Source organism: Lacinutrix sp. WUR7, assembly GCF_016864015.1.
Classification (GTDB): domain Bacteria; phylum Bacteroidota; class Bacteroidia; order Flavobacteriales; family Flavobacteriaceae; genus Oceanihabitans.
On sequence record NZ_CP045067.1, the window covers coordinates 2,458,740 to 2,474,526 of the forward strand.

Below are 15,787 nucleotides of genomic sequence, written 5' to 3' on the forward strand. Positions count from 1 at the left end.
AAGAAATAGGAAGATTGTTAATGATAGTATATGTGAGGCAATGTATGCTTTAGTCCGATTAGGAGTCTAATAAAGATACAAAATAAAATATATTAAACGCTGTGTTTTAGTGAATTAAAGTTTTGAGTAAGGTTGGTTGAAATAAAAGAATCCATGCTTTATTTTAATTGTCTTTCGGTTCGATAAATTATTTTCGAAGACCATTAAGCAGTTAATCGTTTATTGTGGTTATTTATAGTAGTATTTTAGGTTGTCTGTTTCCTTTTTGTACTTTTAGTGGACTATTAATCAAACTATTAAAAAAATGAAAAAAAAATTACTTTATCTGGCTTGTTTAGCTACTAGCCTTACTTTTGCACAAAGTATTACTAATTTTAACAGTTCAGACATGTCTATTTACGCTGTTGTAGATGGTACAGTAGATCAAAGCCCAACAGGAGCAAGCACCACATGGAGTTTTACGAGTTTAACATCCACAGGTACTAATGCAGACACCTATGCAGCACCAACAGGTGCTCAAACAAGTTCATTTCCAGGAACAACATATGTGTTTTCTTCTGGTGATAACGATATTTTATTAAAAAGTATTGCTGGAGAACTTTCTATAACTGGAGCAGTAACTCCGGGTTTAGAATTGAATTATATAACAGATAATGCGCTTATTGGTGCATTTCCATTAAGTTTTGGCGATAACAATTCAGATCCAGTTGCTGGAACCTTTAATAGTGGAACTGCTTCGGGTACCTTTTCTGGAAATATTGTGAAAATGGTAGATGGATATGGAACACTTAGTATGAATGTTGTTGGATCTGGAACTTATAGTGGAACCGTTACAAGATTAAAAATGCTACAAACGGTTACATTAGATTTGCCTCCATTTTTAAATAATGCTGGAACGGCAACACAAACTTCTTACTACTATTATGACAATAGTAATGGTAATTTAGTTTTTAGATCAAATACTATAAATATTAATATACCTATTGTTGGAATGGATGAAACAACAACTGTTAATGAAGTATATTTAGTCACTTTGTTGGGACTTGAAGAAAATGTATATAATGAGATATCTTTGGTGCCAAATCCAGTACAGTCCATATTAAACGTAAATTTAAAATCACCAACAACAATTAATGCTATTGTTATTTCAGATATAAATGGAAGACGAGTTTTAAGTACAACAAATAATACAACAGCTATAGATGTTAGTGTTTTACAAGCAGGAATGTATATTGTGCAGGTACAAACGGATAGAGCAGTGCTTACTAAAAAGTTTATTAAAAAGTAATCGCTTTGTTTTTATAGAAAAGGCATAAAACCTGAAAAGTTAACTTTTCAGGTTTTGCTTTTTCATTTGTTTTCGTAGTTGTTTTATGGTAAGTGTACTGTTATCATGACTCCAGCCAGGAGCTGCAAAAGCATACATGAATTTATGAGACCAGTTTTTTGATTTCTTCATATCGTTCCAAATATCTTTGTATTCATGTGTTAAAATAACAAGCGGATTATAGGAGTTTGGCGCGTGCGTTACCCCATATTTAATTTCAATATTCTCATCTAGCTCTTTCCAAGTACCAAAAACTTTATCAAAAATATTTAAAAAGCCTCCATGGTTTTTATCCATATATTCTATGTTTTGTGCATGGTGAACTTGGTGCATGGTATGCGTGTTGAATACTTTTTCAATGATACCTAATTTAGGAACGTAAACCGTATGTAATTGAAATTGCCAAAGCGATTCAATACCTAGACAAACAACTACCATTTCTGGAGGAAAACCAATTGCTGGCATCCACATATAAAATAAAGGTTTGTAAAAAAGAGTAAACCATCCGTTTCGTACTGCAGTTCCTAAATTAAAATTATTGGAAGAGTGATGTACAATATGTGCAGCCCAAAGAAAGCGTACATTGTGGTTTTGTCGGTGAAACCAATAATAGCTAAAATCGTCGCAAAGTTGGCATATAAACCAAATGTACCACGCGTATCCAAAAGACTCGTAGCCCATAATATTGGTGTGTACACCAGCTACTATTGGGTTAAAAAGGTTGTAAATAAAGTTAAATAATACAATGGCTGCAATGGTTTTAGTAAGCGGAGCAATAATCGCAGAACCAACACCCATAGTTACACTTGCTGCCAAATCTTTCCATGCGTATAATTTTTGACTGCGAGTCTCTTTACGATGTTTGCTATAGCTTAACTCTAATAAAATGAGTCCTAAAAAACAAGGTACGCCGTAAACTAAAGGGTTAGTGAAATCCATTAAAATTTATTTTTAATTCCAAAAATACCTTGATTTTACTCGGAAAACGCAGATAAATGGTTTTTCTTAATAAAAAAAAATCCGCTGTAAGCATAGGTTTGCTTAAAACGGATTTATATTTTAGAATGAAAAGGGCTTATTTTGTTAAAGCCTTTTTCTTTGTTTTGCTAGAAATCTCTATTTCTATTTGGTTGTGAAGTATGTCCTCAAAAGTTTCTCTTTTTCGAATTAAATGTGCTTCGTTATTTATCCAAAGTACTTCAGCAGGACGATAACGCGAATTGTAATTGCTAGCCATCGAGTAACAATAGGCTCCAGCATTTTTAAAAGCTATCATGTCTCCTTCGTTAATTTCAGCAATACGCCTGTTATTCGCAAAAGTATCCGTTTCACATATATAACCTACAACACTATAAAAACGCTCTCTACCTTCTGGGTTAGAAATGTTTTCAATTTCATGCTGCGATCCATAAAGCATAGGTCTTATTAAATGATTAAATCCGGAATCTATTTGTGCAAAAACTGTAGAAGTAGTTTGTTTTACAACATTTACTTTTGCTAAAAACTGACCAGCTTCACTAACTAAAAATTTTCCTGGTTCAAAACCAAGGGTTAATTCTTTTCCGTATTCTTTGCAGAAATCATTAAAACGTTTGGTTAGTTTTTCTCCAAATTCTTCAATATTCGTTTCAATATCTCCTTCTTTGTAAGGTACTTTAAAACCAGAACCAAAATCAATAAAGTCTAAAGTTTTAAAATGTTTTGCAGTTTCAAATAAAATCTCACTAGCATATAAAAATACATCAATATCTAAAATATCACTTCCTGTATGCATGTGAATACCGTTAATATGCATTCCCGTATTTTCAACAATTCGAAGGATATGTGGTATTTGATGGATGGAAATTCCGAATTTACTATCTATATGTCCAACAGAAATATTTGTGTTTCCACCAGCCATTACATGCGGATTGATACGAATACAAACAGGAGTATTTGGGTGTTTCGTACCAAATTGTTCTAAAATAGATAGATTGTCTATATTTATTTGAACGCCTAATTTTGCAGCAGTTTCAATTTCTTCTAAAGAAACACCATTAGGTGTAAAGATAATTTGATCTGGTGTAAAACCGGCTGCAAGCCCTAGTTTTACTTCTTGAATAGAAACAGTATCTAATCCTGCTCCTAAAGTTTTCATCAATTTTAAAATAGAAATATTAGATAGCGCTTTAACAGCATAATTCAGTTTTACCTGTTTAACCTTTTTAAAAGCTGAAGTTAAACGCTTATATTGAAAAGCTATTTTGTCTGCGTCATAAACGTAAATCGGACTCCCGAATTCTTCTGCTATCTTTAATAATTCGCTGTTTTGCATGTGTGATTTTTTTTCAAAGATATTTTTTTTCAAGGTTATAAAAATTAAAATAGCATATTATTACACATTTTAAACATATTGTTAATTATTTAACAATTTGAAGTTTCTATAGTTTGTTGATTTTTTAATAATTAAATATTAGGGTAAGTTCTTGTGATTATTTACTTTTGTTTTATTATAAATTCTTTGAAGCTTTTGGCGAAAGAGAACTAACAATTTTACTTTAAACAAGATGAATTTACACGAATATCAAGGAAAAGAATTATTAAGCAGTTTTGGCGTACGTATTCAAAGAGGAATCGTTGCACAAACAGCTCAAGAAGCAGTTGCTGCAGCAAAAAAAATGACGGAAGACACAGGAACTGGTTGGCACGTGATTAAAGCACAAGTTCATGCTGGTGGACGTGGTAAAGGTGGTGGAGTGAAGCTTGCTAAGAGCTTACAAGAAGTTGAAGAAATTGCAGGACAAATTATTGGAATGGATTTGGTAACACCACAAACTTCTGCTGAAGGTAAACGTGTACATCAAGTTTTAGTTGCTGAAGATGTGTATTATCCTGGAGATTCTGAACCAGAAGAATATTATATGTCTGTACTTTTAAATAGAGGAACAGGTAAAAATATGATTATGTATTCTACTGAAGGTGGAATGGATATTGAGACGGTTGCTGAAGAAACACCGCATTTAATTTTTCATGAAGAAATAGATCCTGCTCTAGGTATCATGGGTTTTCAAGCTAGAAAAATAGCTTTTAATTTAGGTTTATCTGGTGTAGCTTTTAAAGAAATGACAAAATTTGTTACTGCTTTATATAGAGCATATGTGGAGTCTGATTCTTCTTTATTTGAAATTAACCCAGTTTTAAAAACGAGTGATTCTAAAATAATGGCTGTAGATGCTAAAGTATCTTTAGATGATAACGCATTATTTAGACATAAAGATTTAGCAGCTTTACGTGATTTACGTGAAGAAAATGCAATTGAAGTTGAAGCAGGTGAGCATGGATTAAACTATGTAGATCTTGACGGAAACGTTGGTTGTATGGTAAATGGAGCTGGACTTGCAATGGCAACTATGGATTTAATTAAGCAAGCAGGTGGTGAGCCAGCTAACTTTTTAGATGTTGGTGGTACTGCAGATGCAGCAAGAGTAGAAATTGCTTTTGAACTTATCTTAAGAGATCCAGCTGTAAAAGCAATATTAATTAACATTTTTGGTGGTATTGTTCGTTGTGATCGTGTTGCTCAAGGTGTGATTGATGCATACAAAAACATGGGTAATATTGAAGTGCCAATTATTGTACGTTTACAAGGTACCAATGCAGATATTGCTAAAGAATTAATTGATAATTCTGGATTAGATGTAATGAGTGCTACTGAGTTTCAAGAAGCTGCAGATAAAGTACAAGCTGTATTAGCTAAGTAAATTAAAATGTGATGCAGAACTAGTTTCTGTATCTCATAAATATATAGAAAAGAGTGATCATTTGGTTGCTCTTTTTTTATGCCTTAAAAAGAGAATAGGCAAATCTGTATTCTTTAAAATGATGATAAGTAAATAGAAGACAAAAAAAAGAGCAACTAATCGTTGCTCTTTTTTTGTATCTTATTTTTTGTTGGAGTATCGCTTATTTTTTTCTCTCCTTTTTTTGGCATTGGACCTCGTAAATGAATTACTAAACCATTTAGAAAGTTTCGTAAAATTTGATCTCCACACTCCATATATTTAGGATGATCTTCTTTTCTGAAAAAAGCATTAAGCTCACTCTTTCCAATTCTAAAATCGACTAAAGCTAGAATTTTAATAATATCCTCATCACGAAGTTTGTGTGCTACTCTTAGTTTTTTAAATATGTCATTATTAGTCATAGTAGATTTTTATTTTTTTTTGTTAGTTTTATAAGTGAAAACCGTCTAAAATGCTGTAAACAAAGGTTTTGTTTCGTGTTTTGTAAGATTTTGTTTCTATGAAACTAGTAAAAAAGCGATGAATTACTCTTTTTTTTTCGACAAGATACAATATATCAACGATTATAAAAGAGGGATTATATCTAACTTTATAATAATTAATTAATTCCTCATAGTAATGGTAAATAGGGTAGAAAAACTTTGCCTTTTGTCTGAAATGATTGCATTTGCAAAATGTGACAAGATGATAAAAAGTATTGAGCATAAATTTTTAATAGGTGTAGCGAAGCAGTTGCATATTTCTCGTGAAGATTTTGATTACCTTATAGAAAATCCTATAGATTATACACATTTAAAATCACATAGTGAACGTATTGTACAATTTCATAGATTGGTTTTATTAATGAGTATTGATGATGAAATTGAAGATAAGGAAATTATTAAATTGCATAATTTTGGTTTACGAATGGGATTAAACCATGAGTCTATTAGTAGAGTATTGTATTTAATGGAAAGCTTTCCAAATAAAATTGTACCACCAGATGTTTTGATAGATATTTTTAAAGTACAGTATAATTAAGTGAAACTCTAAATTAAAAAGCCAAAGGCGCATTTAATTTAGTTAGTTGAAGGTATTCCTGTGTAGACAGGAATCTCATTTTTTAAATATTTTTTTTCCACTCTAAATTAAAATGGCTTTAGGTATTAGTTGAAAAAAGATTTCTCGACAAGCTCAAAATGACATAGGTTTCAGTCATCAGTCATCAGTCATCAGTCATCAGTCATCAGTCATCAGTCATCAGTCATCAGTCATCAGTCATCAGTCATCAGTCATCAGTCATCAGTCATCAGTCATCAGTCATCAGTCATCAGTCATCAGTTAAACTTTCAACTCTTCCAGTTTACCTTGGTAGCTTTTAATTTCGTCACGAAGTTTTGCAGCAACTAAAAAGTCTAAAGCTTTTGCTGCTTGCTCCATAATTTTCCGTTTTTCACGAATTTTCTTTTCTAATTCTCCTTTCGATAAATATTCGCTTTCTGGTTCTGCCGCTCTTGCCGCTTCTAATTCGTAACTATAGGTGCTCACCGAATTTTTACCTAAAGCACTATCTAAACTTTTATTTAATGCTTTTGGTACTAAATTATGCTTGGTGTTATAGGCAATTTGTTTTGCACGTCTGTATTCGGTTTCATCAATCGTTTTTTGCATGCTTTTTGTAATTTTATCGGCATACATAATTGCTTTTCCGTTCAGGTTTCTTGCAGCTCTACCAACGGTTTGGGTTAATGATCTTGCCGAACGTAAAAAACCTTCTTTATCTGCATCTAATATGGCAACCAAAGATACTTCTGGTAAATCTAAACCTTCACGTAGTAAATTCACACCAACCAAAACATCATAAATACCTTTACGTAAATCTTGCATGATTTGTACACGTTCTAAAGTATCTACATCACTATGAATATAATTTACGCGGATCTGAATTCGGCTTAAATATTTCGTTAATTCTTCGGCCATACGTTTCGTAAGTGTAGTCACTAAAGTACGTTCGTCTTTTTCTATACGTTGTTGTATTTCTTCAATTAAATCATCAATCTGATTTAAACTTGGTCTTACTTCAATAATAGGATCTAATAAACCTGTCGGTCTAATAACTTGCTCTACATATACACCACCTGTTTTTTCAAGCTCATAATCTGCAGGAGTTGCACTCACATATATGACTTGATTTTGAAGTGCTTCAAACTCTTCAAATTTTAATGGTCTATTGTCCATGGCAGCTGGAAGTCTAAAGCCATATTCTACCAAATTCTCTTTTCTACTTCTATCGCCTCCATACATCGCGTGGACTTGTGAAATAGTTACGTGACTTTCATCTACAACCATGAGAAAATCCTCAGGAAAATAATCTAATAAACAGAAAGGTCGTGTTCCTGGTTCTCTTCCGTCAAGGTATCTTGAGTAATTTTCAATTCCAGAACAATAACCCAGTTCCCGAATCATTTCTAAATCAAATTCGGTGCGTTCTTTAAGACGTTTTGCTTCTAGATGCTTTCCTATTTCTTTAAAATAATCGTATTGTTTGACTAAATCATCTTGAATGCTTTTAATCGCTCCTTGTAAAATGTCTGGAGAAGTAACAAACATATTTGCAGGATAGATGGTTAGCACATCATATTTTTCAATAACCTTATTGGTTTGAATGTCGAAAGATTCGATTTCTTCAATTTCATCGCCAAAAAAGTGAATGCGAAAAGCATCATCTGCATAACTTGGAAAAATATCTACTGTATCTCCTTTTATTCGGAAGTTTCCATGGTTAAAATCGGCTTCGGTACGCGAATACAAACTTTGTACTAATTGGTGTAATAATTTGGTACGAGAAATGACTTGATCTCGTTTTAAAGTAATTACATTTTTTTGAAATTCTACCGGATTTCCAATACCATATAAACACGAAACGGAAGCAATAACAATCACATCACGACGCCCAGAAAGTAGGGAAGAGGTGGTGCTTAATCGCATCTTCTCTATTTCTTCATTAATAGATAAATCTTTTTCTATATAAACCCCAGAAGTTGGTATGTAGGCTTCTGGTTGGTAATAATCATAATAGGAAACAAAATACTCGACCGCATTTTCCGGGAAAAACTGTTTGAATTCACTGTATAGTTGTGCGGCTAAAGTTTTGTTATGTGCAAGAACTAAGGTCGGTCTTTGGGTTTCTTCAATGACATTTGCAACGGTAAATGTTTTACCAGAACCTGTAACACCAAGTAAGGTTTGGTATTTCTCATGGGTGTCTAAACCATGCACTAATTGTTTTATTGCATTTGGTTGATCTCCAGTTGGTTTGAATTCCGATTCTATTTTAAATTTCATATGTTATTGTCCTACTACACTATTAGGTAATATCTAATAATGGGTTATTGTGGATTCCATTTTCTATACGGAACGACAAAAACGTTATACCTGTAATTCTGCTAAATTACTTAAAGTTAATGGGTTTTGAAATTTTTTGAAACTATCGTTTTAAGGTAAAATGTCCTTTAAATTCTTCACCCGTATATAATGTGATTAAGTACCAATAATCATTACTTTCTAAATTATATCCTCTGTAGGTTCCGTCCCAATATTTTTCAGCAGGAGAAACTTCTTTTAAGAGTTTACCATATCTGTTAAATATTAAGATTTGTTTAATCGTATTTTGCGTATCGGTTATTAACCAAGTATCGTTTATATTATCGCCATTTGGAGTGAAAAATAAAGGAATATTTATTTCTTGGACACCTTCGATGGTAAAGGGTAATGATTTAATTACACAACCATTTTCATCTTGAACCGTTAAGGTATGTATGCCATTTGCAATATTAGTAAAAGAAGGGTTTGTTTGAAAAGTACCAGCATCTATAGTATACTCATAATTGATACTCGTATCTGTCATGTTTACGGTTAGTGTGTTTCCTGAAATGGTAATATTAGAAGTATCTAGTGTGAAATCGACAAATGTTCCAGTTACTACCCAAGCACAAGTTGTGTTATCGAATGATGCCGATTCCCAACACTGTAATGTTGGCATTGGATCTTGCGTTCCTGTTATATCCCAAGCGCAGGTCGTAGTATTGAATGTAGCTGTTTCCCAGCACGCTAAACCTGTTGGCATTGGATCTGGCGTTCCAGTTACTATTTCCCAAGCGCATGTTGTGTTATTGAAAGTTGCTGTTTGTCCGCAAGCCAAACCAGTTGGCATTGGATCTTGTGTTCCTGTTACTACCCAAGCACAAGTTGTGCTATCGAATGATGCCGATTCCCAACACTGTAATGTTGGCATTGGATCTTGCGTTCCTGTTATTTCCCAAGCACAGGTTGTAGTATTAAATGTAGCTGTTTCCCAACATTCTAAAGCCGTTGGAGCTGTTGCTTGTGTTCCTGTAATTACCCATGCACAAGTTGTGTTATCGAATGTTGCAGATTCCCAGCATGCTAACGTTGGCATTGGATCTTGCGTTCCAGTAATATCCCAAACACAGGTTGTAGTATTAAATGTAGCCGTTTCCCAGCATTCTAAAGTTGTTGGTGCTGCTGCTTGTGTTCCTGTAATTACCCAAGCACAGGTTGTAGTATTAAATGTTGCTGTTTCCCAACATTCTAAACCAGTAGGCATTGGATCTTGCGTCCCAATTATGTCCCAAGCACAAGTAGTGCTATTAAATGTTGTTGTTTGCCAGCATTCTAAACCAGTTGGAGCTAGAGCTTGTGTTCCAGTTACGTCCCAAACACAGGTTGTAGTATTGAATGTAGCTGTTTCCCAACATTCTAAACCAGTTGGTGCTAGAGCTTGCGTTCCTGTTATTACCCAAGAACAGGTTGCGCTATCATACGTTGCCGATTCCCAACATGCTAATATTGGTGTACTTGCCATATTATTAATTTCTAACTGCGCAGCATTCGTAACTAAATCACAACTAGCCGAAGTCACTTCGCAATAATATTGATTCGCATCAAAAGTTGAAGGTGCATTTGTAATGGTTAAAGTAGCTGTTGTAGCTCCAGAGTAATTCGTATCATTAACTACATTTATCCAGTTTCCAGCACTGTTTAAAACTTTCCATTGGTAGATGTATGTTTCGCTACCAGATATAGATGTTGTAAAAGTAGCAGTGCCATTTTCACAAATGGTTTGTGAAGTTGGATTTGTAATCGTTGGTGTATTATCCGGAATTGGATCTGCGGTATGCGAACCTAAGTCGGAACAATCTTCGTTAGAATTTATAGACCAATCACTAGCAGTATAAGTAGTTTGGGTTACGGCAGCATCGGGATTTCTAATAATGGTATATCCTCTATCAGCAGGAGCATTAACAATATCGATTAAGGTACCGTTTTTAAAAAGTTTAAACTCATCATTGTCGTTAATACCTGTGCTAACATTAAAATCAGCAGTTAATGAAGGACAATCAGAACCACTTCCTAATATAATAATAAAAGTGTCTAAAGGAGGTATGGTTCCTAATACATTATAGGTATGACTTGGTGCAGCATTTCCAATATCACCAAAACGCTCAATAATATAAACGCCATCTAAAACAACAGGAGCATTGGTTGGGTTGTATAATTCTATAACGGCATAACTTCCAGAATTTGCATCATAAATTTCTGAAATATAAACATCTGCAGTAGTACATTCGGAAGCTAATAAAGTAAAGTCTGTTACCGAGTTTCCTACACAGCCACCAGTACTAGTAATAGTTATATTGGAAGAGGCTGAAATTCCAGCAGGAATATAAGCTTCTATTTCATTGTCATCAATTATAGTGAACGTTGCGCTTATTCCGTCGAATGCTACTGTTGCTGCAGTAGTGAAATCACTTCCGCTAATGTAAACTAATGTGTCTTCTGGTCCGCTAGAAGGGAAAAAAGAAGTTACAACTGGAGCAGGACAAAAGCTAGAAGCCTTTGTATTATCAGTTATATTTTTGTTGGTGTTAAAGGCGTTGCTTGCATTGTAAATAAAAAAAGTACAAATAAAAACAAGTAAAAGTTTAATACGTTTCATTAGCTATAATTAGGGCGCAAAAATAATTAATATTTAATTAGTCTTATGTTATGTGAATGTTACCTTATAAAAAAAGGAACCTTATTTGAAAAATAAGGCTCCTAAATATATGATAAAATATTAGATTAATAAAGAATACTTAAACTATACGTTATTTGTTAAGGTATACCCAACCTATATATCTTTGTTTCGAAGCATTGGCATCGTTAAGGTGTAATACATAAAAGTAAGTTCCTACCGGGAGTGTTTTATCTGTACTTAAAAGACCTTTATTCGCTTTTCCGTACCATTTATTATCGTTGTTTCCTTTGAAAATAAGGGATCCGTAACGGTTATAAATTTCTAGACTATGATTTGTGTAGGTGTCATAAAGTCCTTGAATATTAAACCATTCGTTAATTCCGTCTCCATTTGGAGAAAATCCGTTAGGAATTACTATGGCATCCAGATTAACAAGAACCTCAAAAGAAATAGATTTAGAAACACAACCATTTTCATCTTGAACCTCTAAGGTGTGAAGGCCATTAGCAAGATCTGTGAAGGTTGGATTTTCTTGAGAAGCACCAGAATCTACAATGTAAATATAGTTTATGCTAATATCTGTCATGTTTACTGTTATCGTGTTATCAACGATGGTAATGTTTGAAAGTGATAAATCAAAATCAATAGGTATTCCAGTTATTACCCAGCTACATGTTGTATTATTGAATGTAGTAGTTTCCCAACATGCTAAACCTGTAGGCATAGGATCTTGCGTTCCAGTGACTTCCCAAGCACATGTTGTATTATTGAATGTTGTAGTTTCCCAACAAGCTAAACCAGTAGGCATAGGGGCTTGCGTTCCAGTAACTTCCCAAGCACATGTTGTATTATTGAATGTTGTAGTTTCCCAACATGCTAAACCAGTAGGGATTGGGTCTTGGGTTCCAGTGACTTCCCAAGCACAAGTTGTAGTGTTGAATGTAGCAGTTTCCCAACATGCTAAACCTGTTGGTATTGGATCTTGCGTACCAGTTATTATCCAATCACACGTTGTGCTATTAAATGTAGCAGTCTGCCAACACTCTAATGTTGGTGGATTAATCACATTAATTTCTAATTGGGCTGCATTGGTTATCAGCGTACAAGAAGGTGAAGTGATTTCGCAATAATATTGGTTATTATCAAAACTAACAGGAACATTATTAAGGGTTAATGTACCCGTTGTAGCGCCTGAATAATTCGTGTTATTGGTTACGTTTACCCAGTTTCCGGAAGCGTTAAGTGTTTTCCATTGGTATGAAAATGTTCCAGAATCCTCAGAAGCTGTAAAAGTAGTTGATCCATTTTCACAAATAGATTGTGACGTTGGATGTGTAATATTTGGTGTGTTATCTGGAATGGCATCAGCAGTATGTACACCTAAATCGGAACAATCTTCTTGAGAGCTTATAGACCAATCATTGCTATCATACGTGGTTTGTGGAATGGTAGCGTCTGCATTTCTGATAATACTATAACCTCTTTCGTTTGGTGCATGCACATTATCTATGATGACGCTATTTTTTAAAAGTTCAAATTCATCATTGTCATTAATTCCTGTGGGAATATTAAAATCTACACTTAATGAAGGACAATCAGAACCACTACTTCCCATTTGAATAATAAAAGTACTCAAAGGAGCTATCGTTCCTGTGATATTATTAAAGATATTATTTGGAGCAGTATTTCCAATATCACCATATCTCACAATCTCATAGATGTTATCAATAACTACAGGAGCATTGGTAGGGTTATACAATTCTATAACGGCGTAATCTCCAGAAACAGCATCATAAATTTCTGAAATATAAATTTCTGCAGTAGTACATTCTGAAGCTAACAACGTGAAGTTTGACGTAGATGTTCCTGTGCAGCCTCCAGTACTTATGATAGAAATAGTAGCAGAAGCACTAGTTCCCGCAGGAATAAAAGCGGTTATTTCTGTATCTGAAATAATATTAAAAGTAGTGTTTATTCCTCCAAATGCTACCGTATTTGCAGTGCTGAAATTACTTCCAGTAATGGTTATTAATGTATTTTCTGGTCCTGAAGAAGGAGAAAAAGAGGTAATAACAGCAGCAGGGCATTCTGTTGTTTTATTTATGTTTTTAACAAGATTGGTATTGCTTGATGTACTAGTAATAGTAAATAATAAAAGAGCAATAGAACAGAATAGGGTAATAGTTTTTTTCATTAATTAGTTTTAAGGGTGGTAAAAATAATAAAAAATATAATAGTCAATAGAGTGCAATTATAAACAATAATTAGCGTACTAAAGCAAAATGTCCTCGGTAGGTTTTTCCGTTAGAAAAACTAACTACAAACCAATAATCTGACGACGGTAAATTTTCGCCGTTAAATGTACCATTAAAACCTTGACTTTGTGGACTTACTTGTTTTAAAAGTTTACCATACCTATCAAAAATTTGAATAATCATGGTTGCTTTAAAATCTAAATCGACACCTAATGGCATCCAAGTTTCATTGTAATAATCTCCATTTGGTGTGAAATACGTAGGGAAACCTAAAACGTAAATAACTTCTTTAGTTGTACCACAACCATTTTTATCTCGTATGTATGCGATATGTTCTCCTGCGGAAATATTAGTGAATATATTGCTGTCTTGGTATATTCCATTACTATCGTCTAATGCAAATTCATAATCTCCAAATCCGGAAACAGTAAGATTAATGGTATTGTTTGGCGCCACGCCAGATACCGAAACAGATTCTACAAAGGCTGTATCTTTAGGTTCGACAATAATATCTCTAGTTGCAGAACAACCATCTGGATGTGTTACTATTACCGTATATGTTCCAGTTTCATTAATGTTTATGGTTTCGGTTGTAAATGTTATAGTGTTGTTATTGAATAGCCATTGGTAAGTGAAATCTCCAGGAGCACCAATTAACAGTCCGGCTTCTAATGGGATGGTGTTTGGGTAATTATTTAAACAGTAGTTTGTGGTTTCATCTTCTAAAAGGATAGGAGTGTATTTCATCGATAGCATTACTGTGCTAATAGCAAAACAACTGCTTCCGTTGGTGATACGGACATAAATGGTTTCTGTATCTTGGATGATGTTGGTGTAGTTTCCGTTGATACTATTTATTTCCGCTTGTAAATCTGCTTCCGTAGGATAAAAAGTAATGCTAGATCCTGCAGGAACTTGTGTTTCAATTTGAGAGCGTAGTTGGTTTAAATCAAATTCGGTAAAACCATCTACAAGGAAATTATCACATGCTGAAAATGGTGGAATAGTAACCACATTGTTTGAAATATCTAAAAGCAATTCCGCGACAGCGTAACAACCAAAATCATTTTCTACACGAGCAAAAACGGTTTGTAAAACCATAGTGTTTTCGAAAGCTGCTGCATTAGGAATTTCATCTATTTCGTCTTCTGCATCTATTTCAAAGAGATAAAAATTAGTGATAGTATCTCTGCTATCGGTGACCATATCTTGTTGCGCATCGAATAGGTTGTAGGTTGTGATTCCGTCTTGGTTTAAATCACAAGCAATTAATGTAGCGTCGTTAATAATAGGGTTTGTTGCGTATTCTACTGTAATTTCTCCAGAGGTTACGCAGGTAGTAGGATAGGTAATGGTAACGCTATAGGTACCAGCATCTAGAACGGTATAAGTGGGACTGGTCTCTCCTGCAATTGGTAAGCTGTTTTTAAACCAAGTATACCCTGTAGCTCCAGTTTGTGTAGCATCTAAATCTAAAGTTTCGTTTTCACATAAAGGATTTCTTGTAGCAAAAAGTCTATCTAAACCAAGATCAATATCGGATGTAAAACTTCCCGCTTCTAAAAAAACTGCGGAATCATACCTATAGTTTTGCTCATCTGCAATTACTAGTTTAACATGATAAGTTACATTAGGGGTAATGGTTGCTGTGGCTGTAAGTATGGCTGTTTGTCCGTTAAAATTTATAGGAGCAGAAGCATCGTTCCAACCTCCAAAAAAAGTTTCATTAATTGGGTTGCAAGCACCTGGGATACCAGAATGCACAGTGGTTACTTTTACAGGCGTATTGGTTCCTGGGACTAACGCTATATTGGTATAGTTTGTAGAGGTTGTTGGACGAATTAAAAAGCCAAACAAATCGGAATACTGACAGGTACTATTATCTCCTTCTTGGTATTCTTCGGAAGCGAATAAATAACGAAAACTTATTTGGTTACTAAGCGATTGAAAATCGAATTCTAAAATGGTTGCGTTTATAGTATTGTTCTCGCTTAAAGCAGTTTCTAAATCTCTATCGCCAGACCATCCAGAAGCATTATCATCACTTAAGCTCGTATTTGGTCCTGGAACGTTAGATAATCTTCCGGTACTTAAAACCAGTCCATTGCTTATGGGAAAGGTTGTTCCTGAAGCATCAAAATAACCATAACTTTGGTCTGTTCCATTAAAATTGCCACCTTCTACATTAGTAACAACAACATTACTAATACATTCGCTATTAATTAAAATGTCTTCAATAAGTTGTTGTGGGGTATAGGTATTGTTATCTACTTGTATGTTTTGTGAAAATAGCAAACAAGTAAAAAGTGATAATAAAACCGTAAAGCAATTCTTCATTACATATAATTGGATTGCAAATATAAAGAAGTGTTAGGTTTTATAAGGAAAATGATATGTTAAAGAA

General features: G+C 34.0%; 10 protein-coding genes. 3 read left to right on the forward strand and 7 right to left on the reverse strand.

The genetic code is table 11. From position 1 onward, the window contains the following. Positions 1–304 precede the first annotated feature (304 nt). Entirely contained in the window at positions 305–1,288 is a 984-nt protein-coding gene (locus FG167_RS10680; protein ID WP_203458264.1) for a T9SS type A sorting domain-containing protein, read from the forward strand. 39 nt (positions 1,289–1,327) lie between these two features. Here FG167_RS10680 and FG167_RS10685 read toward each other — a convergent pair whose 3' ends face one another. Next, positions 1,328–2,266 carry a sterol desaturase family protein gene (locus FG167_RS10685; protein ID WP_203458265.1) on the reverse strand — a complete coding sequence of 313 codons (939 nt, stop codon included), beginning with the start codon at positions 2,264–2,266 and terminating at the stop codon, positions 1,328–1,330. Positions 2,267–2,402: 136 nt separating this feature from the next. Further along, complete coding sequence (gene lysA / locus FG167_RS10690; RefSeq protein ID WP_203458266.1) at positions 2,403–3,641, reverse strand: diaminopimelate decarboxylase; 1,239 nt, start codon at positions 3,639–3,641, stop codon at positions 2,403–2,405. Between the two features lie 232 nt (positions 3,642–3,873). Between lysA and sucC the strand changes: the two genes are divergently transcribed. Next, on the forward strand, positions 3,874–5,067 hold the full coding sequence (sucC, locus tag FG167_RS10695) for an ADP-forming succinate--CoA ligase subunit beta (protein WP_203458267.1): 1,194 nt from the start codon (positions 3,874–3,876) through the stop codon (positions 5,065–5,067). 155 nt (positions 5,068–5,222) lie between these two features. Here sucC and FG167_RS10700 read toward each other — a convergent pair whose 3' ends face one another. Next, a complete protein-coding gene (locus FG167_RS10700) occupies positions 5,223–5,510 on the reverse strand; it encodes a DUF1456 family protein (RefSeq protein WP_203458268.1) in 288 nt (95 codons plus the stop codon). Between the two features lie 217 nt (positions 5,511–5,727). Here FG167_RS10700 and FG167_RS10705 point away from each other — a divergent pair, with 217 nt between their 5' ends. After that, complete coding sequence (locus FG167_RS10705) at positions 5,728–6,129, forward strand: TerB family tellurite resistance protein (protein WP_203458269.1); 402 nt, start codon at positions 5,728–5,730, stop codon at positions 6,127–6,129. A 300-nt stretch (positions 6,130–6,429) separates the two neighbouring features. On the opposite strand, the gene uvrB is transcribed toward FG167_RS10705, so the two are convergent. The 4 genes from uvrB to FG167_RS10725 all read right to left on the reverse strand — a co-directional run bounded on the left by uvrB (position 6,430) and on the right by FG167_RS10725 (position 15,720). Beyond that, entirely contained in the window at positions 6,430–8,433 is a 2,004-nt protein-coding gene (gene uvrB / locus FG167_RS10710; protein ID WP_203458270.1) for an excinuclease ABC subunit UvrB, read from the reverse strand. Positions 8,434–8,575: 142 nt separating this feature from the next. Next, positions 8,576–11,107, reverse strand: a complete 2,532-nt coding sequence (locus tag FG167_RS10715; protein ID WP_203458271.1) for a T9SS type B sorting domain-containing protein — start codon at positions 11,105–11,107, stop codon at positions 8,576–8,578. A 151-nt stretch (positions 11,108–11,258) separates the two neighbouring features. Continuing rightward, positions 11,259–13,322, reverse strand: coding sequence for a gliding motility-associated C-terminal domain-containing protein (locus FG167_RS10720; RefSeq protein ID WP_239004374.1), 2,064 nt, complete (start codon positions 13,320–13,322; stop codon positions 11,259–11,261). A gap of 70 nt (positions 13,323–13,392) precedes the next feature. After that, the gene (locus FG167_RS10725; RefSeq protein ID WP_203458272.1) at positions 13,393–15,720 is read right to left on the reverse strand and encodes a T9SS type B sorting domain-containing protein; all 2,328 of its coding nucleotides are present in this window, start codon (positions 15,718–15,720) and stop codon (positions 13,393–13,395) included. Positions 15,721–15,787: the final 67 nt, after the last annotated feature.